Origin of the sequence: Pseudoflavonifractor sp. 60 (assembly GCF_009911645.1) — a bacterium.
Lineage (GTDB): Bacteria > Bacillota > Clostridia > Oscillospirales > Oscillospiraceae > Lawsonibacter.
The window spans coordinates 1-19053 of the sequence record NZ_QWKI01000035.1 but is presented as its reverse complement, the minus strand read 5'-3'; the positions used below and the strand labels follow the sequence as shown (position 1 = coordinate 19053).

At 60.4% G+C, this 19053-nt stretch carries 19 protein-coding genes; 15 read left to right on the top strand and 4 right to left on the bottom strand.

Translation table 11 applies throughout. From position 1 onward, the window contains the following. Positions 1-11 precede the first annotated feature (11 nt). On the bottom strand, positions 12-1061 hold the full coding sequence (locus D1646_RS04205; protein ID WP_160635247.1) for a polysaccharide deacetylase family protein: 1050 nt from the start codon (positions 1059-1061) through the stop codon (positions 12-14). A 437-nt stretch (positions 1062-1498) separates the two neighbouring features. On the opposite strand from D1646_RS04205, the gene D1646_RS04200 reads away from it, so the two are divergent. From D1646_RS04200 to groL, 11 genes are all read left to right on the top strand, one after another. Beyond that, positions 1499-2227 carry an ATP-binding cassette domain-containing protein gene (locus D1646_RS04200; RefSeq protein WP_160635246.1) on the top strand — a complete coding sequence of 243 codons (729 nt, stop codon included), beginning with the start codon at positions 1499-1501 and terminating at the stop codon, positions 2225-2227. 262 nt (positions 2228-2489) lie between these two features. After that, entirely contained in the window at positions 2490-3407 is a 918-nt protein-coding gene (locus D1646_RS04195; protein WP_160635245.1) for a SufD family Fe-S cluster assembly protein, read from the top strand. Continuing rightward, positions 3407-3853: a hypothetical protein gene (locus D1646_RS04190; protein WP_160635244.1), complete on the top strand. Its 447-nt coding sequence runs from the start codon at positions 3407-3409 to the stop codon at positions 3851-3853. The genes D1646_RS04195 and D1646_RS04190 overlap by 1 nt, the downstream gene beginning before the upstream one ends. A 12-nt stretch (positions 3854-3865) precedes the next feature. Next, positions 3866-5572, top strand: a complete 1707-nt coding sequence (locus tag D1646_RS04185; protein ID WP_160635243.1) for an NAD(P)H-hydrate dehydratase — start codon at positions 3866-3868, stop codon at positions 5570-5572. A gap of 19 nt (positions 5573-5591) precedes the next feature. Next, positions 5592-6173 carry a hypothetical protein gene (locus D1646_RS04180; RefSeq protein ID WP_347565126.1) on the top strand — a complete coding sequence of 194 codons (582 nt, stop codon included), beginning with the start codon at positions 5592-5594 and terminating at the stop codon, positions 6171-6173. A gap of 42 nt (positions 6174-6215) precedes the next feature. After that, positions 6216-7346, top strand: a complete 1131-nt coding sequence (gene alr / locus D1646_RS04175; protein ID WP_160635242.1) for an alanine racemase — start codon at positions 6216-6218, stop codon at positions 7344-7346. A 320-nt stretch (positions 7347-7666) separates the two neighbouring features. Then, positions 7667-8032, top strand: a complete 366-nt coding sequence (locus D1646_RS04170; protein WP_160635241.1) for a type II toxin-antitoxin system PemK/MazF family toxin — start codon at positions 7667-7669, stop codon at positions 8030-8032. Between the two features lie 84 nt (positions 8033-8116). After that, positions 8117-8656 carry a hypothetical protein gene (locus D1646_RS04165; protein WP_160635240.1) on the top strand — a complete coding sequence of 180 codons (540 nt, stop codon included), beginning with the start codon at positions 8117-8119 and terminating at the stop codon, positions 8654-8656. Positions 8657-8693: 37 nt separating this feature from the next. After that, the gene (locus D1646_RS04160) at positions 8694-9902 is read left to right on the top strand and encodes an RtcB family protein (RefSeq protein WP_160635239.1); all 1209 of its coding nucleotides are present in this window, start codon (positions 8694-8696) and stop codon (positions 9900-9902) included. Positions 9903-10112: 210 nt separating this feature from the next. Further along, on the top strand, positions 10113-10397 hold the full coding sequence (locus D1646_RS04155; RefSeq protein WP_160635238.1) for a co-chaperone GroES: 285 nt from the start codon (positions 10113-10115) through the stop codon (positions 10395-10397). A gap of 85 nt (positions 10398-10482) precedes the next feature. Further along, on the top strand, positions 10483-12108 hold the full coding sequence (gene groL / locus D1646_RS04150; RefSeq protein WP_160635237.1) for a chaperonin GroEL: 1626 nt from the start codon (positions 10483-10485) through the stop codon (positions 12106-12108). Between the two features lie 66 nt (positions 12109-12174). On the opposite strand, the gene D1646_RS04145 is transcribed toward groL, so the two are convergent. Together D1646_RS04145 and D1646_RS04140 are read right to left on the bottom strand one after the other, a co-directional pair. Beyond that, positions 12175-13614 carry a serpin family protein gene (locus D1646_RS04145; protein WP_160635269.1) on the bottom strand — a complete coding sequence of 480 codons (1440 nt, stop codon included), beginning with the start codon at positions 13612-13614 and terminating at the stop codon, positions 12175-12177. A 139-nt stretch (positions 13615-13753) separates the two neighbouring features. Continuing rightward, entirely contained in the window at positions 13754-14029 is a 276-nt protein-coding gene (locus D1646_RS04140) for a late competence development ComFB family protein (RefSeq protein ID WP_160635236.1), read from the bottom strand. Between the two features lie 209 nt (positions 14030-14238). Between D1646_RS04140 and D1646_RS04135 the strand changes: the two genes are divergently transcribed. From D1646_RS04135 to D1646_RS04120, 4 genes are all read left to right on the top strand, one after another. After that, positions 14239-15759 (top strand): DUF1538 domain-containing protein, encoded by a 1521-nt coding sequence (locus tag D1646_RS04135; RefSeq protein ID WP_243154012.1) that lies wholly within the window; start codon positions 14239-14241, stop codon positions 15757-15759. 15 nt (positions 15760-15774) lie between these two features. Continuing rightward, positions 15775-16437, top strand: coding sequence for a hypothetical protein (locus tag D1646_RS04130; protein ID WP_160635235.1), 663 nt, complete (start codon positions 15775-15777; stop codon positions 16435-16437). Between the two features lie 48 nt (positions 16438-16485). Then, positions 16486-17055, top strand: a complete 570-nt coding sequence (locus D1646_RS04125) for a GNAT family N-acetyltransferase (protein ID WP_160635234.1) — start codon at positions 16486-16488, stop codon at positions 17053-17055. A 153-nt stretch (positions 17056-17208) separates the two neighbouring features. Next, positions 17209-17637, top strand: a complete 429-nt coding sequence (locus D1646_RS04120; protein ID WP_160635233.1) for an RNHCP domain-containing protein — start codon at positions 17209-17211, stop codon at positions 17635-17637. A gap of 667 nt (positions 17638-18304) precedes the next feature. Here D1646_RS04120 and D1646_RS04115 read toward each other — a convergent pair. After that, the gene (locus D1646_RS04115) at positions 18305-18970 is read right to left on the bottom strand and encodes a hypothetical protein (RefSeq protein WP_160635232.1); all 666 of its coding nucleotides are present in this window, start codon (positions 18968-18970) and stop codon (positions 18305-18307) included. Between the last annotated feature and the right edge of the window lie 83 nt (positions 18971-19053).

Below are 19053 nucleotides of genomic sequence, written 5' to 3'. Positions count from 1 at the left end.
CAAACACTCCTTTAAGCCGGCAGGATATCGCTGAGGGAACCGTCCATGGACACGTTGTACCTCTGCATACTGTACAATCCCTTGGAGATGTCACAGTGTCCCCATACGGTCGTGAGGGTGATGGCAAAGTGTTCCTGAATAAATCCGGCGGCCCAGGAGTCCTTGATGCCGTTGGGATAGGTGAAGAGCTGGGGAGCCGTCCCCAGGTGTTCCGTTATCAGGTCGATGCTGGTTTGGATATCCGGAAGGATCCGCGCCTCATACTCCTCCCGGCTCTCCCCCTTGTGCCGTTTGATCCCGCACTCACCCTCGCCGTGAGAGGCGTGGGTGTGGGAGCCGAACTCCACCAAGCCGGAATCGGCCATCTCCCGGCACATATCCCAGGTGAGATAGAGGGGATCCTCGTCCTGCGTGTACTGGGTTATGAGGGAGATCACCGCTTTGGCCTGGAACTCCTGGAGCAGCGGGAAGGCCAGCCGGTAGTTGCTGGCATAGCCGTCGTCCATGGTAATCATCACCGCCCGCGCCGGCAGAGGCTGGCCCGCCGCCAGCTCGCTGGGCAGGACGGTGGTATAGTTGTGGTCGGCCAGCCACTGCAGGTCCTCCCGAAAGCGCACGTCGGTGAGGATCCAGGGGTTGCACTTCGCCCCCTCCTCCACAAAGTGGTGGTACATGAGCACGTACAGCTTGTAGTTCTTCTTCGCCGGCTCCTGAGGCTGGACGGGCTGAGGCTCGGAATCCGTCTGGAGCGCGGACTGAGAGGCGTCGGGCTGGGAGACAGGCTGAGAGGCGTCGGGCTGGGGCGCAGACTGAGAGGAGTCAGGCTGGGAAGCGTCGGGCTGGGGCGCAGACAGGGATGCGTCAGCGGAGGAGGACACATCTGCGGGCTCCTCCGGGTCGACCGCGGCTTCAAACTGACTCCCTAAAGTTTGTGCCGGAAGGGGATCAGCCACTGCGGAGCCATCCGCAGTGGCGCTGGCTGAGCCAGCGCCGCCGGTATGACAGGCGGTCAGACACAGTGCAAGGGACAGCAGGATCAGCAGTTTTTCTATTTTTTTCATTGCTAAGACCTCTTTTTTCATTGAGATTTGGAACAATAAAAAAAGCCCCCGTCCCCAACGCCGGGACGAAAGGCAAACCCTCCGCGGTACCACCCGCATTCCCGCATAGACACGGGCGCTTCAAGCCCCGATAACGGAGGGCAGCCGTCCCCCTCTCAGGGGCCGCTCCCGGGCGAACCAAGGGGGCTTCTCTCAGACGGGCTTTCAGCCGGCGGCCCGTCCTCTCTGCCAGAGAATCATTCCCTATTTTCCCGCTCCACGCATTTTCCAGGAGACCGCCAACACCGGCGGCCTCTTACAAATAAGATTTATATCACAAATCATCTTGTAATGCAAGAGGAAAAGGGGTATAATTTCTGAAAATAGTCTATGACGAATATTGTAGACAGAATTAGTGCTCTATAGTATAATGGAGAAAAAAACAGGGAGGTATCCCCATGCTGGAGCTACAGCACATCAGCTACAACGTAGAGCAGGACGGCAACAATAAGGGCATCCTGCACGATATCAATCTCACCATCAGCGAGCGGTTCGTGGCCATCACCGGGCCCAACGGCGGCGGCAAATCAACCCTGGCCAAGGTGATTGCCGGAATCTTCACCCCGACTCAGGGCCGCATCCTCTTCAACGGAGAGGACATCACCGGGCTGTCCATCACCGAACGGGCCCGGAAGGGCATCAGCTTTGCGTTCCAGCAGCCGGTGCGCTTTAAGGGCCTGACGGTGAAGGACCTGATAACCCTGGCCAGCGGCAAAAACATCGGCGTGCCCGAGGCCTGCAACTATCTTTCCGAGGTCGGGCTGTGCGCCAAGGACTATATCGACCGGGAGGTGGACGCCTCCCTGTCCGGCGGCGAGCTGAAGCGCATCGAAATCGCCACCATTATGGCCCGCTCCACCGCCCTGTCCGTCTTTGACGAGCCGGAGGCGGGCATCGACCTGTGGTCCTTCTCCAACCTGATCCAGGTCTTTGAGCATCTCCACGAGAAGATCAACGGCTCAATTCTGATCATCTCCCACCAGGAGCGGATTTTGAATATTGCGGACCGGATCATCGTCCTGGCCGAGGGCCGGGTCCAGAACGACGGCCCCCGCAAGGACATCCTGCCTACTCTGCTGGGGGGTGCGCCGGGGGTTTGCTCTGCTCTGACGGACAAGGTGCGGTGATCTGCCCTCGCCGGGCGGGCCTTCTTTTCTTTGAAAAGAAAAGAAGCAAAAGAAACTTTTTCCTCGCTCTGACAGATTTGCAATTTCGCAGGTGCTCCACCCGGTAACGGAGATTGGTATTGTTTTAACATATGTGTAATCAGCAAGTCCCCGTAACCGTGCGGAGTGCCGGAGGTCTCTGGCGGCTGGCGCGGCCCAGGGGAAGTTCTTTCTGCTTCTCTTTTTCACAAGAAGGAGAAGAAAAATAAAGGAGAATATACAGATGGACGCAATTCAGAAGAGCTTACTGGAGCAGGTGGCCGGACTCCATCAGGTCCCCGAAGGGGCCTACAACATTCGGGCCAACGGCCAGAAGGCGGGCCGGAACACCACCGCCAACATCGACATTATCACCAAAACCGACAAGGACGGCATTGACATTATCATCAAGCCGGGGACCCGGAACGAGTCGGTCCACATCCCGGTTGTGCTGAGTATGAGCGGCCTGCACGATATGGTGTACAACGACTTTTTCATCGGCGAGGACAGCGACGTGACCATTGTGGCCGGCTGCGGCATTCACAACTGCGGGGTCCAGGACTCGGAGCACTCGGGCATCCACACCTTCCACGTGGGCAGAAACGCCCGGGTCCGCTATGTGGAAAAGCACTACGGCGAGGGGGACGGCTCCGGCGAGAATATTATGAATCCCACCACCGTGGTGGAGCTGGACGAGGGCAGCTATATGGAGATGGAGACGACCCAGATCAAGGGGGTTGACTCAACCGTCCGCACCACTACCGCCAAACTGGGCCCCAACTCCACCTTGATTATCAAGGAGAAGGTGATGACCCATGGGAAGCAGCTGGCCAAGTCTGACTTCACCGTGGACCTGGACGGGGAGGGCTGTCACACCAACGTCATCTCCCGCTCGGTGGCCCGGGACCAGTCCAAACAGATCTTCCTGGCCCGCATCAACGGCAACGCCGCCTGCTACGGCCACTCCGAGTGCGACGCCATCATTATGGACGAGGGTGTGGTCTCCGCCATCCCCGAGGTCACCGCCAACTGCCTGGACGCCCAGCTGGTCCACGAGGCCGCCATCGGCAAAATCGCCGGGGAGCAGCTCACCAAGCTGATGACCCTGGGCCTCACCGAGAAGGAGGCCGAGGAGCAGATCGTCAACGGATTTTTGAAGTAATGGGCCACCAGATTCAGGCCGTTATTGGCAAGCGGGAGGCCGTCCAGGTCTTTGCGGACTGCTGGGTGCGGGCGGAGATTGTGGACCTGCCCCAGGACTGCGGGCTGGTTTTTCTCACCGACGCCCTCTTTGACGACATTACTGAGCTCTTTGACGAGCCCGACCGGGAGGAGCCGTCACCCCTGACGCTGTTTACCTCCGCCATCCGCTGGGCGTTGGAGGGGAGCGCTTGGCCCGGACCGCTTGCCTACATTGAGACTGACTACGCCGGGGGCTATGGGACCCAGGCCGGGGTTCTGTTGGAACGAGGCCTTATCATCCAGGGACCAGTGGAGGGCGAAGGGACCGTGAACTGTCTGCTGCGGGCAATCGGTGTCTGGCACCGGCCGGGAGAGGACGAGTTCGACGCCTTGGGGTTGGGCCGTTACCGCCATATGCCGGAGTAAGGAGGAATTTTGATGCAGTTAGCCACCGCCGCGCAGATGAAGGAGCTGGACCGCCGGGCCATTGAGGACTGTGGCGTGCCCTCCCTGGAACTGATGGAACACGCCGCCCAGGCCGTTGCGGACGCGGTCTGGGAGCTGATTCAGCCGGACAAGTCAATCTGCGCCTCCTCCTTCGGCGTAATCATCCATCATAAAAAAGACGGCACACCGCCCACCGGTGAGGAACAGCGTCAGGTGGACGAGATACGGGAGATTGTGGAGTCCAAAAACACCGACCCAACTCCCCGGGTTGCCGTCTTCTGCGGCCCGGGCAACAACGGCGGGGACGGGGTAGCCTGCGCCCGCCTGCTGATGGAAAAGGGGGGCTGTTATGTCCGGGCATTCTTCGTAGGGGACCGGACTAAAATGACCCCCGACGAGCGGGCCATGGAGGAAAAGCTGCTGGCCGCCGGGGGCCGTCTGGAGGACTTCCTGGTGGACATGACCAGCCGCAAGACCCTGGAGGCCACCATGGATTTTGAGCAGCAGAAGCTCCTGATGTGGCTGTCCACCTGCGACTGTATGGTGGACGCCCTCTTCGGCATTGGGCTGAGGCGTCCGGTGGAGGGGGTCTTCCGCACCGCCGTTCTTCAGATGCAGAGCGGCCATCGCTGCCCGGTGGTCTCCTGCGATATCCCCTCCGGGGTCAACGCCGACACGGGGGAGATCCTGGGGGAGGCGGTCCAGGCCAAAATGACCGTCACCTTCACCCTGCCCAAGCCGGGGCTGTTCGTGGGAGAGGGGGCCGCCCGGGCCGGGGAGGTGCGCACGGCGGACATCGGCATCCCCGGTGAGGCGATGCACTGGCTGTACCGGGAGGGCCAGCGGCTGGAGACGATGGACCATCCCAACATCGGCCTGCTCCGCCGCCCCCGCAGCGCCCACAAGGGGGATTTTGGAAAACTTTTCATTTTAGCCGGAAGCGAGGGCTTCACCGGCGCCCCTGTTCTGGCGGCAAGGGCCGCTCTGCGCACCGGCGCGGGGCTGGTGTACTTAGGGGTCCCCCGAGACATCTACCCCATTATCGCGGTAAAATGCGACGAGGCCATGCCCTTCCCCCTGCCGGAGGATGCTTCCCTGATTCTGGAGAAGGCAAAGAGCTGCGATATTGCGGTAATCGGTCCCGGCCTTGGGAGAGCCCCGGAGACGCAGGCACTGGTGCTGTCCCTGCTGGAGGAGCTGGACATCCCCGTGGTGCTGGACGCCGATGGCATAAACGCTCTGTCGGGGCATATAGATGTACTGGACAGGCGGAGGGCGCTGACGGTGCTCACCCCCCACGAGGGGGAGTTTTCCCGGCTAACCGGCTGTCCCCTGCCCATCCAGGACCGCCTCACCGCTGCCCGGGACTTTGCCAGGGAACACGGCTGTGTCCTGGTGCTCAAGGGTCCGGGGACGGTCACCGCCGCCCCCGACGGCTCCGCCTATATCAACACCACCGGCAACCCCGGTATGGCCAAGGGGGGTTCCGGGGACGTGCTGGCGGGAATGATCGCCGCCCTGCTGGGGCAGAAGCACCTGCGCTGGAAGGGGGACAACGCCCTGGAGCTGATGGCGGACGCCGTCTTTTACCACGGGGCGGCGGGGGACCTGTGCGCCCAAACGCTGGGGGAGTACGCCATGCTGCCCACCGACCTGATCGAGGCGCTGCCGAACACCCTGGGGCAGTGGTCGGACTAAATCAACTGGAGGTAACACTGTGCGCAGACGGCTGTTTTGCGTACTAATGATGACCCTTCTCCTCACCGGCTGCGGCGAGGCGGGAGTGAGCGAGGGAGAGGAGCTGGCCCTGACCATCCGCGGGGAATACCTGGCTATGGAAAACTGCGCCGCCCACGCCGCGATTACCGCCGACTACGGCCAGCGGGTGTATCAATATGAGATGGAGGTCTCGGTCAGCGGGGAGGATACGGTGCTGACTCTCTCCGCACCGGAGACGGTGGCGGGGCTCACCGGCCGAATCACCGGGGAGGACAGCTTTCTGGAGTTTGACGGCACAGCGGTGGAGACCGGCGCCTTGGACAGCAGCGGCTTAACCCCGGTGTCCGCCCTCCCTGCCCTGCTGGAGGCCGCCCGCTCCGGCTACATCACCGCCTGCGCTCTGGAGGAGGAGGGCGCTCTGCTCCGGGTTGACTGCGGCGACCCCACCGGCTCTCCCGGCCAGGGCACCGAGACGGCGCTGTGGTTCGACGCCGCCGCCCACACTCTGGTCCGGGGTGAAATTAGCGTGGACGGCTTCCGGGCCATCCTGTGTGAATTTTCCAATTTTACCATTTCGTAGGGGCTCCCCTGCACAAAATCGAATGCAAAAGAGGCAATACCTATGACAGACAGAAGAATGGTCCGCACCTGGGCGGAGATCGACCTGGACGCCCTGGCCCACAACTACCGCCTGCTGCGCTCCCTGGCTCCCGGGGCAAAATTCCTGGGGGTCGTAAAATCTAACGCCTACGGCCACGGGGCGGTGCAGGTAGGGCGGAAGCTGGAGCGCCTGGGGGCGGATATGCTGGCGGTGGCCTGTCTGGACGAGGCGGTGGAGCTGCGCCAGGCGGGCATCTCTCTGCCCATTTTGTGCCTGGGCCAGACCCCGGTGGAGCTGGCGGGGGAGCTGCTGGCTTACGACGTGACCCAGACGGTGGGCGACCTGGAGACGGGCAGAGCCCTGTCCGCCGCCGCCGTGGCCGCCGGAAAGAGGCTGAAGATCCACGTAAAGCTGGACACCGGCATGGGCCGGCTGGGCTTTGTGGGCCCTGCCCTCAAGGAGGAGATCAAAACCCTGTGCGCCCTGCCCGGCCTGGAGGCGGAGGGCATTTTTACCCACTTCGCCAACGCGGACGGCGACCCGGTATATACCAGACAACAGGATGACGCCTTCGTGTGTACCATCAATGAGCTGTATCACGAGGAAGGCCTGGCTTTTAAAATTAACCATTGCGCCGCCAGCGCCGCCGTGTTAAACTATCCCTGTACCCATCTGGGCATGATACGCCCCGGCATTGCCCTGTACGGCTGGATGCCAGACCCCTCTATGGAGAACATCGGCCTCAAGCCGGTGATGTCGGTGAAGAGCCGGATCGCCGCTGTCCGGGACCTGCCCGCCGGGTCCTGCATCAGCTACGGCTGCACCGCTGCCCTGGAGCGGGACTCCAAAATCGCCGTACTGCCCATCGGCTACGGGGACGGCTTCCCCCGCTCCCTGTCCAATCGGATGGACGTGCTCATTCACAATACCCCCTGTCCCATCCTGGGGCGGGTGTGCATGGACATGTGCATGGTGGACGTGACCCATCTGGACAGCGTACAGCCCGGCGACACGGCCAACGTCTACGGTCCCGGCCTCACTGAGCGGGCGGCGGCGCTGGACGGCACCATCGTCTACGAACTGCTCTGCCGCGTCTCCCCCCGGGTCCCCCGTATTTATTTGGAAAAAGAGGCCCCAGATTCGGAACGCTGAATCCCGTGACCGCCCGGCCTGTCCCGACATAGAATGAGTTGGAGCGAGGGGCGGCCAGTCCCTGGGCAGCAGGGCGCGGCGGGCGTTGGAGTGGGCCGGGGCCAGATGGTCATGTGACGGCTCAAATTTTCGTTCCGGAAGCGACCCCACCTTGATCCCCGCCTGTTATGGGCAGCTGGATGAAGATGGAAATCCAGAAAAACTCCGTGCTTTCTGGTATAAAGCCCGCCGCCCCGTGGGAGAATCATAGTACAGCGTTACATAAAGGCGTTCCGCCCGGCTGTAACGCGGTGCTATCTTCCAGCGGAGTGTGAGTGTACTTGGATAACAGCGTAAAACGAGGCGACATCTTCTACGCCGATTTGAGCCCCGTGGTGGGCAGTGAGCAGGGGGGTGTGCGCCCTGTCCTCATCGTGCAGAACGACACCGGAAACCGCCACAGCCCCACCGTCATTGCCGCGGCTATTACCTCCCAAACGGGAAAGGCCCGGCTGCCGACCCATATCTCGGTGGCTCCCCTGAGCTGCGGCCTGCCCAAGGAGTCGGTCATCCTTCTGGAGCAGGTGCGCACTTTGGATAAACGCCGCCTGCGGGAGAAGATGGGACGTCTGGACGACAGTGTGATGAAGCAGGTGGACGCCGCCATTGCGGTGAGCTTTGGCCTCCACCCGGAGACCATGGTGTGAATATGCAGGGACGGCCTGCGGGCCGTCCCCGGCTTCTTTACTGTCCCTGGCATACCACATATTACATAAGAAATGGAGGATTTCATGAAAAAGCTGGACAAGCGTTGGACCATCCGCCTGGGGGCGCTGGCCCTGTCCGCCGTGCTGCTGGGCACAGGGGCGGCACTGGCGGAGGGCGGAGATCAGAATGACCCGCTGGTGACCTTGAGCTACTTAAATCAAACCGCTATGCCCCAGATCGTCAAGCAGGTGGAGGAGAAGACCGCTGCCCGCCAGAAGGAGCTGGAGCAGACCTTTGCCAGTCTGATCAGCCAGTACCAGCAGCAGGCGGGGAACAGCGGAAGCGTCAGCTCAGCGGGCTACACTCTGGTGTCGCTGAACGACGGCCAGGTGATGGGCCTGGGCGTGGGCTGTGAGGTCCTTCTCCGAGTCGGGGGCGTCACCGTCCAGGCCGACAGCAGCCCCGCCCTCATCGACCTGACCTCTGGCGGAACGGTAATCGCCGGGACCGCTCTCACCAAAAATCACCTGTATATGGCTACCATTGCCGACCGGACTCTCACCGCCTCCGGCGCGGTAAGGCTGCTGGTCCGGGGCAGCTATTCCGTGATGCAGACAGGATAATTGCCGGCAAGACCCCAAGGAAATGGAGGGAAAACCGGTGCTGGAAGTATCCGGACAGTATAATACCGCAAAAATATTCACAGACGTAGTGGACCAGGCCTCAATTGGTCAGGTCATCGCCCTGTGCAATCAGGAGTTTGTCCAGGGCAGCCGCATCCGCCTGATGCCCGACATTCACGCCGGCGCGGGCTGTACCGTGGGCACCACCATGACCATCACCGACAAGGTGGTCCCCAACCTGGTGGGGGTTGACATCGGCTGCGGCATGGAGACGGTCCGCCTGCGGGAGGAGCGTCTGGAACTGCAAAAGCTGGACAAGGTGATCCGGGAGAGGATTCCCTCCGGCTTTGCCATTCGGGAGAAGCCCCACCGGTACGCCGGGAAAATCGACCTGGAGGAGCTGCGCTGCGCCCGGCATATGGACCTGCTCCGGGCCGAGAAGAGCGTGGGGACCCTGGGGGGCGGCAACCACTTTATCGAGGTGGACCGGGACAGTCAGGGGCGGCTGTATTTGATTATCCACTCAGGCAGCCGGCATCTGGGGCTTCAGGTGGCCAACTGGTATCAGAACGCGGGCTATCAGGTGCTCAACCGCTCCGACCCCCAGACGGAGCAGGAGCTGATTGCGGCGCTGAAGGCCCAGGGCAAAGAGAAATCCATCCAGAAGGAACTGAAAAAGCTGCGCTCCACCAAGCGGACCCCGGTGCCCAAGGTGCTGGCCTACGTCTCGGGGGAGCTGTTTGACGACTACCTCCACGACATGGAGATCGTCCAGCGCTTTGCCGCCTTGAACCGGCAGGCGATGGCGGACGAGATTGTGAAGGGGATGAAGCTCCACCCGGAGGAGGAGTTCACCACCATCCACAACTACATCGACACCCGGGAGATGGTGCTGCGCAAGGGGGCAGTGTCCGCCAAGGCGGGGGAAACGCTGCTGATTCCCATCAACATGCGGGACGGGTCCCTGATCTGCACCGGCCTGGGCAACGAAGATTGGAACTGTTCCGCTCCCCACGGGGCGGGACGGCTGATGAGCCGCGCAGACGCCAAGGCCTCCTTCACCGTCTCCGCCTTTAAGAAGGAGATGGACGGCGTCTACAGCACCTCTGTGGGGGCCGCAACCCTGGACGAGTGCCCCATGGCCTACAAGCCTATGGAGGCCATTCTGGACAACATCTCCCCCACCGTCCGCGTGGAGGAGATCATCCGCCCGGTGTACAACTTCAAGGCCGGGGACGGAGATTGAGGAAAAGCCCCTATTTTTTAGCACTCAAGAAGTCTTTTTGTGAACGAAATGTAAATCCTTTCAAACCGACCCCTATTTTTTTGAATTTAGGGGTTGATTTTTTTGCCGGAAGCGGTTATTATCTTAGATGAAGTTAGCACTCAAAAGATTCAAGTGCTAAATCCAATTTTGTTGATCCAAAAAATTAAGTGATATAAGGAGGAACCCATTATGAAACTCAAACCCCTGGCTGACCGCGTCATTGTGAAACTGGTGGAGGCGGAGGAGACCACCAAGGGCGGCATCATCCTCACCGGCGCTGCCAAGGAGAAGCCCGAGGTGGCCGAGGTCATTGCCGTTGGCCCTGGCGGCATGGTGGACGGCAAGGAGGTCGAAATGACCGTGCAGGTGGGCGACAAGGTCATCACCAGCAAGTACTCCGGGACCCAGGTGAAGCTGGACGGCGAGGAGGTCACCATCGTCCGCCAGAACGATATTCTGGCTATTGTTGAGTAAACAAGGAAGCGTCCGAGCCGTCGTGAGCAGTGCGGCTGGACGGCAAAACATCTTGATTTGTAATTGATATTGGAGGTAATGCTTTATGGCTAAAATTATTTGCTACGGTGAGGATGCCCGCAAGGCGCTGGAGAAGGGCGTCAACCAGCTGGCCGACACCGTGAAGATCACCCTGGGCCCCAAGGGGCGCAACGTGGTGCTGGACAAGAAGTTCGGCGCTCCCCTCATCACCAACGACGGCGTGACCATCGCCAAGGAGATCGAGCTGGAGGACCCCTTTGAGAACATGGGCGCTCAGCTGGTGAAGGAGGTCTCCACCAAGACCAACGACGTGGCCGGCGACGGCACCACCACCGCGACCCTGCTGGCCCAGGCCATTGTGAGCGAGGGTCTGAAGAACCTGGCTGCCGGCGCTAACCCCATGGTAATGAAGAAGGGCATCGCCAAAGCCGCCAAGGCCGCCATCGAGGCCATGAAGAGCAACAGCCAGAAGGTCAACGGCTCTGATGACATCGCCCGTGTTGGCACCGTCTCCTCTGGCGACGAGACCATCGGCAAGCTGATCGCCGAGGCCATGGAGAAGGTGGGCCACGATGGCGTGATTACCATTGAGGAGTCCAAGACCGCTGAGACCTCCTCCGAGGTTGTGGAGGGTATGCAGTTCGACCGGGGCTACATCACCCCCTATATGGTCACTGACACCGAGAAGATGGTGGCTGAACTGGACGACGCTCTGATCCTCATCACCGACAAGAAGATCTCCAACATCCAGGAGCTGCTGCCCATTCTGGAGCAGGTGGTCCAGTCCGGCAAGAAGCTGCTGATTATCGCCGAGGACGTGGAGGGCGACGCCCTGTCCACCCTGATTGTCAACCGGCTCCGCGGGACCCTGAACGTGGTCTGCGTCAAGGCCCCCGGCTTCGGCGACCGCCGCAAGGAGATGCTCCAGGATATCGCCATCCTCACCGGCGGAGAGGTCATTTCCGCCGACGTGGGTCTGGAGCTGAAGGAAGCTCAGATGAACATGCTGGGCTCCGCCCGCCAGGTGAAGATCACCAAGGAGACCACCACCATCGTCAACGGCGCCGGCAGCAGCGACGATATCAAGGCCCGCATCGGCCAGATCAAGAGCCAGATCGAGGTCACCACCTCCGACTACGACAAGGAGAAGCTCCAGGAGCGGCTGGCCAAGCTGTCCGGCGGCGTGGCCGTCATCAAGGTGGGCGCCGCCACCGAGGTGGAGATGAAGGAGAAGAAGCTGCGCATTGAGGACGCCCTGAACGCGACCCGCGCCGCTGTGGAAGAGGGCATTGTGGCCGGCGGCGGCACTGCCTACCTCAACGCCATCCCCGCCGTGGAGAAGCTGCTCTCTGAGACCGAGGGAGACGAGAAGACCGGCGTGCAGATCATCGCCCGGGCCCTCACCGCCCCCGTGAAGCAGATTGCCGCCAACGCCGGCATCGACGGCGCGGTGGTGCTGTCCAAGATTCAGGAGTCCGGCAAGGTGGGCTACGGCTTCGACGCCTACAAGGAGGAGTACTGCGACATGATCCCCGCCGGCATCGTGGACCCCACCAAGGTGACCCGCTCCGCCCTGGAGAACGCCGCCTCCATCGCCTCCGTGCTGCTGACCACCGAGTCCCTGGTGGCCGACAAGCCCCAGCCCCCCGCACCTCCCGCCGCCCCCGCTCCCGACATGGGGATGTACTAAGCAGCGGATATTCCCCCTATTCACACAAAAAATCCCTCCTGACGCCTGTCGGGAGGGATTTTTACACTATGCCAGCTGATTCACAACGCCCACAAACAGGGGGACGCCCTGCCAGCTGCGGATGACAAACAGGAAGGGCCGGTCCAAATCCATGACGCAGACCTCCGGGTCCGGCTCCGGCATGGCGGAGGTCGGCTCCACCATCATAATGGTGACGGCGGCGGCCTCAATCCCCTCCTCGTCCACCTTCACCCGGGCCAGCTGCCGGACCTGGCTAAGGAATGCCTCTATATTGGTGAGGGCGGACAGGTCGGCCTTTTCCGGCTCCAGCAAATCGGTCACACCCAGGGCGGCCAGCGCACTTTTCAAATCCAGGCTGGAGTCCACATCGAACTTGGGCACCGACCACTGCACCTCGCCATAAATGGGGGCCTTGGCGGCGTCCTCCTCGCTGGGAAAGTCCAGCGAAAAATCCAGGTCGGGCAGAAATTCCGGGTCCTGGAGCAGCGTTTCCGGCGCGCCCCCCTCCGCGGGCAGGACGAAGACCATCTCCCCCAGCTCGGTCCCCAGCTGGGCGGCCTGATAGCTCTCCCTGCGGATAAAATGGGCGTCCTGGGTCTGGTGCATGAAGTCAACCCGCACCTCCTGGCCGTCTGCGCCGGTGAAAGTGTCCATCTCTGTCTGGTCATCGTGGAACTCATCTGTCCACCCGGCCCTGTAGTACAGAGAGGAGACCAGCAGAGCCAGGGTACCCGGCTGGAGCTGGACGATTGGGCCCTCCCCGCCGATCAGCCCCCGGGTCTGCTCCCGGACCCAATCGCTCACCGCCTGGTCGGCCTCTGACGTCCCCATGGGCACAGAATAGACCCCGGCATAGTACTTCTGCGCCAGAGCGTCCAGCGTGTCCTGAACATAGCTCTCCTCCATCCCGTCGTTGAGCCAGATGGAATTGCCCAAAATCAGGGCGCTCAGGCCGTCGTCGGTGTACAGGGTCTGCCAGAGGTGGGACACCTGTTCCTGGAGGACCTCCACGCTGTCCACGCCTAGGGCGTCCAGCACCTGCCGTCGGCTCTCCCCTTGGGCGCACTGGGCCGCCATTGCCAGGGCAGACCACAGGGACAGCGGGGAATAGACGGCGTTCTTTCCCTCCTGTTCCGCCAGGGCCAGGGCAATGCTGCGGGCGGCAAAGTCCACCACGGCGGCGCACTCCTCCTCTGTGGGCCTGACTGCCTCGCTCTGCATGGCTATCAGGGCGTCTATGTACTTGTCATAGGCCTCCTGATAGGCGTCCCACTCCTCCTCGGTGCCCGCCCCCTCCGGAAACCGGGGCTGCTGGGGAAAGTCCGGATAGACAGGCTGGGCCAGGGCGTAGCTGAGAAAGGCGGGGTCCTCCACAGGCCGGAGATCGCACAGACCGCTGCTGTCCCCTGACATACTCTGGCCGCCGGCTCTGGCGCAGCCGGTCAGCAGCAGGACAGCCAGAAGCGTAGAGAGCATTCGTTTCATCAGAAATTCTCCTTTCTTTTTCCTCTGATACTACAGACGCTTCTTCTGGGAAAAAGTTTCCTCTGCCGCTGGATTTTTCCAGACATTGAAAACGGCAGGGCACAGCCCCTTCGCCGCTCCCTGCCGTCTCTGTATTGCTTTAGTCCCGTCCGTGCCGGGGGCTCTTGCCCACCACCATCGCCGCCTCGCTGATGGCGGCCACCACGTCAGCCCGGGACTGCATCTCATAGCTCTGCAGCTTCACCATCAGCCGGCCCTGGCGGGTTGCGACATAGTGGGGCGTCAGGTGGTTCAGTGCGTAGGCCGCCACATCGGATTTGCAGGCGTCACAGGTGCAGCAGCCCGCTCCTGTCATCACCGCGTTCAAATTCTGTATGACAAAATCTTCCATCAGGTTTCGGTATTCCACGGCCATAGTTTTATCCTCCTTCTCTGTATCCCATAGGGTCTAACCCATTATATTGCTTTCTTCTCCAAAATACAATCCTCAATTTTATGCCTGAAAAAGATTTATCCTGTTAAAATCTCTCTTCTGGGTGTTAAGATGCCATAAAGTTTCTGGGAACATCCTCTTTTCTCCAGTATAATAGACTGGAAATTTATTTTGAAAAGGGGGCGGAGCCCTTGCACCTCAACAAACAACTGATGGAAAAGATCCAGGAGTCCATGTCCTCGGTGCTCCCCATCACCGCCATCGTCTTTCTGCTGTCCATCTCTATCGCCCCTCTGGACCCGGGGACGCTGGTACTGTTCCTCTTTGGCGCTATCCTGCTGGTGGGCGGCATGGGGCTGTTTACCCTGGGCGTGGATATGTCCATGATCCCCATGGGGGAGGGGGTCGGCATTGTCCTCAGCAAGCGAAAGGGACTGTTCCTGCCCATTCTGGTCTTCTTCCTCCTGGGCGTACTTACCACCATGGCGGAGCCCGACCTCCAGGTGCTGGCCAAGCAGGTGTCCGCCATCCCCAGCCGGGTTCTGATCCTCACCGTGGCGGTGGGCGTCGGCCTGTTCCTGGTGACAGCAACCCTGCGCATCCGCTGGGGCTTTCCTCTGCGGCGGCTGCTGCTGTTCTTCTACGGCCTGGTCTTCCTCCTGGCCTTCCTGGCGCCGGGCAACTTCATCCCGGTCTCCTTCGACTCCGGCGGCGTCACCACCGGCCCCATTACCGTCCCCTTTATCATGTCTCTGGGTCTGGGCATCGCCTCGACCCGCAGCGACAGCAACTCCGCCAGCGACAGCTTTGGCCTGATCTCCCTGTGCTCCATTGGCCCCATCCTGTGCGTACTGCTGCTGGGCATCATCTACCTGCCTGAGCCGGCAACCTCCTCCCTCAACGACATCCCCACCATCTCCACCACCGCCTACGCGGCCCAGTACTTCGCAGGCTCCTTCCCCACCTACCTGAAGGATGTGGCCATGGCTCTGCTCCCGGTGGCCGGGCTGTTTCTGGTCTTCCAGCTGCTCACCCGCCGCTTCAGACGGGGCCAGCTGCTCCGTATCGGGCTGGGACTGCTGTACACCTACGTGGGCCTGGTCCTCTTCCTGTGCGGCGTCAACGCCGGCTTTATGCCCGCCGGCCAGCTCATCGGGGCCACCATCGCCTCCGGCGGCCAGAAGTGGCTTCTGATCCCCATCGGTATGCTCATCGGCTACTACATCGTCAAGGCGGAGCCCGCCGTGGCCGTCCTCACCAAGCAGGTGGAGGAGGTCTCCAACGGCTCCATCTCCCACCGGGCCATGGGACTGGCTCTGTCCATCGGCGTCTGCGTCTCGGTGGGACTGGCTATGGTACGGGTACTCACCGGCCTGAATATTTTCTGGCTCCTGATTCCCGGCTACGCCATCTCTCTGGGGCTGTCCTTCCTGGTACCCAACATCTTTACCGGCATTGCCTTCGACTCGGGCGGCGTGGCCAGCGGGCCAATGACGGCCACCTTCCTGCTCCCCTTTGCCCAGGGGGCCTGCCACGCCCTGGGAGGCAACATGATGGTGGACGCCTTCGGCATTGTGGCAATGGTGGCTATGACCCCCCTGGTCACCATCCAGGTGATGGGTCTGCTCAGCATCGTGCGCCACAAGCTGGCCCGCCGCCGCCTGCGCTCCCGCATGGACCGGGTCGAGGATATGATCCTCTATTTTGACTGAGAGGAGGAAATTTGTATGGAACAGATGAAAGTGATCCTCTCTATTGTAGAGCGGGGCCAGGGCGCCGCCATGCTGCGGCTGTACCGAAAGCGCTATGTGCCCATTCACATCCAGTGCTCCGGAAAAGGCACCGCCACCTCGGAGATCATGGACATCCTGGGCCTGGGCTCCAGTGAAAAGGACGTGCTTATCAGCTTTGCCGCCGCCTCTGCCGCCCGAAAGCTGCTCCATGACCTGGATAACGAGTTGCGGGGCCATACCGGCGGAGCCGGCATTGTGGTATCCATCCCCGTATCCGGACTGAACAGTCTGGTCGCCAACCTGGCCGCCTATCACGCCGAAAATTTGAAAGAAAAGGGGGAAACTGAGATGGAACGAACGGAAAACAGTTTGATTTTGGTAGTATGCGCCCGGGGCTGCACGGATGACGTCATGTCCACCGCCAAAGCCCACGGTGCCCGGGGAGGAACGGTGATTAAAGGCCGCCTGTCTGGGCGGAAGGAGTTGGAGCAGGCCTATGAGGTGGAGCTGAAAGCCGAGCGGGAAATTGTAGCCATTGTGGTCCCCACCGCTCTGCGCGCCCCCATTATGGAGGCCATCAACGCCCAACACGGTCTGCGCAGTGAGGCGCAGGCGGCGCTTTGCTCTCTGCCCATTGAACAAATTGTTCGATTGTGATAAAATTATGGACGGCCAGCGGCCGTCCATTTGTTTTGAGGTGATGTTATGGAGCAATTTCAGCTGATTGACGCCTGCACAGAGGAGCACTTCCGGGATATGTCCCTCCTTCACGCCCTGGGCTGGCGCGCCGCCTATCAAGACAGCATTCCGTCGGACTATATGTCCCGGGAAATTACTGATGACCGGTGGGTCCCGGTGTTTCGGAACAATGCGGAGGAGGGCGTCTATCACGGACTCCTCCTCTACTCGGCAGGCCGGCCCCTGTGCTGCGCCACCTATGGTCCCGCTCGGGTCGACCAGAGCGCCGGCGACACCATCTGTTCCTTCAGCTCCCCTGACCTGGCCGCCTGGGGGGAACTGGTCTCCCTCTACACCCACCCAGGCTGTTGGGGGCAGGGGTACGGCTCCATTGTGATGGAGGAAGTCCTCCGCCGTCTGCGCACGCAGGGCTATCCCGGCTGTTTTCTCTATGTTCTCCGGGAAAATGACCGCGCCCGACGCTTCTATGAAACACTGGACTTCATCTGGGACGGGCACAGCCTGGAGGTAACGCTGACACCGGAAACTCTTTTGACAGATTTACGGTATTGCAAAGAATTTGAAGTTATGCTATAATACGTCACGTTGTGGCCGGCACAACAATAACAGTTAGAATTGAGGAACATCCATGAAAAATTATTTTGATTCGGTGCTTGCGGGTTAAACCGGGAGGTTTGCACCCAAAGGCCGACCTCCCAAAAGAATCATAACTTTTAGGAGGAAATTCCCATGAATCGGGAAAATAAGAGAAAAACATTCGAAAAGGGTTACTATAAAACTCATCCCTGCCGCGACAGCTTCCTCTGCAAGGTGTGCGGGCGACCTGTGGTCCCCGATGCGGCAGGCAGCGCCCACCGCAACCACTGCCCCAACTGTCTGAGCAGCCTCCATGTGGACGAGGAACCCGGGGACCGTGCCGCTGACTGCGGCGGCATCATGGAGCCCATCGGGGTCTGGGTCCGCAAGGGCGGAGAGTGGGCGGTCATCCATCGTTGCAGGCGCTGCGGCAAACTGGACTCAAACCGGGTCGCCGCCGACGACAACCCCATGAAGCTGATGTCCATCGCCCTGAAGCCCCTCACCCTGCCGCCCTTCCCTCTGGAGCACATCGAAAAGCTTACCGCTCTGATGGGCGGCTCCGGCAGTCTATCTGAATAAGTTAAATTTCCCATCCTGCTTTTGGATGGGAAATTTTTATAAAAAATTACAGATTGTTTTGATAACCCAATATACGATGCGCCCAGCAAGTACAGCCTCTCCCAGAACCAGTAACCCTCATGCCACCGGGAGGCTCTGGGCTTGAGCAGCTCCCTCTCTCGCTGGGGCCTTTCCCGGTACCACTCCTTAGTGCGGTGAGGCGGGCCGCTGGACTTCTCCAACGCCTCCATTTGCACAACAATCTTACTCCGAGGCAAATAGGTCAGCGTCATACGGCCGCTCAGCAGCCCCCTTCCAGGACCAGATTGGAACAATACCAGCTTGAGAATGCCCGCCTCCGTATCCACGGAGAGGTACTCGACCCATAAAAACTTCAGGCTGTCTGCCACCTCCCGGCCAAGGACGGAGCCACAGACGGTCTCCGTGCTTCCCTCCAGGAGATCACGGACCACCGCCCTCTTGACCCACAGCGATGCCATTGCCGCCGCCGCAAAAAATATCAGCAGCGGGGTCAATTCTCTGCCCTCCGGCCCTGCCGCAAGCCCTACTATAAGGACGAAAAACAGCAGAATGAAATACCAATGCAGGAACGTAAAGGATGCTCTGGCAGCACAATACATTTCCCGTCGAGTCACGTCGCGGCCTCCTCTCACGCCCAGCAAAGATCTCATTTCAGCATATCCGCTGTGAAATTCGCACCTTGCAAATTCAACTTCTTCAAAGCCGTCAGACCGGACAGCACCTTATAATCTTCAATATGAACATTACAAACGGTCAAGGAGTGAAGCCGCTTCATCCGTCCCAACGCAGTCCAATCTCCGGGGCTATAATAGAAATGCGAGGACAATACAGGCAGAGCATCCAAATCCGTCAGGAGATATTTCCCACGCCATAGAATATGTGTCCCAAGATAGGGGGAATGGTAATAATTGGGGCTGTTTACCACTAAGGTCTTGATCTGAAACAAATCATCTGGTATCTGGGGCAGTTTGCCAGTGGAAAGACGAATGGACTCCGCCAACAGTGGGGACAGCGGGATCGCTCCCCGAGCCTCACCGCTCTTTTGTGTGTCCGCTGCAATTTTTGCATGGTCCGAATAGATGCACTCCAAAAAGGGCGGTTCCCAGAGCAAGTCCTCTTTGTCATAGTGCTGGTCGAGATATTTACGCATGGCCAGATGCGTACCACACTCGATTGGATAGACATAGAGGAGTTGTCCCACCTGCTCTGGGCGCGCTTTTTCGTCCGTGCTTGGAATTTTCAAATCGTGGCGCTTCCTGATTCCGGTGTCAATTTCGTCCTTAGATCGACGCAGGGATTCCAGGTGATTCATATACAGCCCTCCTATTGTTGTGGCGCAATTATGATATAAAAAAACGGAACAGTCACTAGAACTGTTCCGCTTTGTGTAGGCAC

Excerpts from the sequence above, each read along its gene's own strand:
- D1646_RS04140 (WP_160635236.1), bottom strand. The coding sequence starts at position 14,029 with ATGGCCGTGGAATACCGAAACCTGATGGAAGATTTTGTCATACAGAAT.
- D1646_RS04205 (WP_160635247.1), bottom strand. The coding sequence starts at position 1,061 with ATGAAAAAAATAGAAAAACTGCTGATCCTGCTGTCCCTTGCACTGTGT.
- D1646_RS04145 (WP_160635269.1), bottom strand. The coding sequence starts at position 13,614 with ATGAAACGAATGCTCTCTACGCTTCTGGCTGTCCTGCTGCTGACCGGC.
- alr (WP_160635242.1), top strand. The coding sequence starts at position 6,216 with ATGACAGACAGAAGAATGGTCCGCACCTGGGCGGAGATCGACCTGGAC.
- D1646_RS04120 (WP_160635233.1), top strand. The coding sequence starts at position 17,209 with ATGAATCGGGAAAATAAGAGAAAAACATTCGAAAAGGGTTACTATAAA.
- D1646_RS04185 (WP_160635243.1), top strand. The coding sequence starts at position 3,866 with ATGCAGTTAGCCACCGCCGCGCAGATGAAGGAGCTGGACCGCCGGGCC.
- D1646_RS04195 (WP_160635245.1), top strand. The coding sequence starts at position 2,490 with ATGGACGCAATTCAGAAGAGCTTACTGGAGCAGGTGGCCGGACTCCAT.
- D1646_RS04115 (WP_160635232.1), bottom strand. The coding sequence starts at position 18,970 with ATGAATCACCTGGAATCCCTGCGTCGATCTAAGGACGAAATTGACACC.
- D1646_RS04125 (WP_160635234.1), top strand. The coding sequence starts at position 16,486 with ATGGAGCAATTTCAGCTGATTGACGCCTGCACAGAGGAGCACTTCCGG.
- D1646_RS04130 (WP_160635235.1), top strand. The coding sequence starts at position 15,775 with ATGGAACAGATGAAAGTGATCCTCTCTATTGTAGAGCGGGGCCAGGGC.
- D1646_RS04165 (WP_160635240.1), top strand. The coding sequence starts at position 8,117 with ATGAAAAAGCTGGACAAGCGTTGGACCATCCGCCTGGGGGCGCTGGCC.
- D1646_RS04200 (WP_160635246.1), top strand. The coding sequence starts at position 1,499 with ATGCTGGAGCTACAGCACATCAGCTACAACGTAGAGCAGGACGGCAAC.
- D1646_RS04155 (WP_160635238.1), top strand. The coding sequence starts at position 10,113 with ATGAAACTCAAACCCCTGGCTGACCGCGTCATTGTGAAACTGGTGGAG.
- D1646_RS04190 (WP_160635244.1), top strand. The coding sequence starts at position 3,407 with ATGGGCCACCAGATTCAGGCCGTTATTGGCAAGCGGGAGGCCGTCCAG.
- groL (WP_160635237.1), top strand. The coding sequence starts at position 10,483 with ATGGCTAAAATTATTTGCTACGGTGAGGATGCCCGCAAGGCGCTGGAG.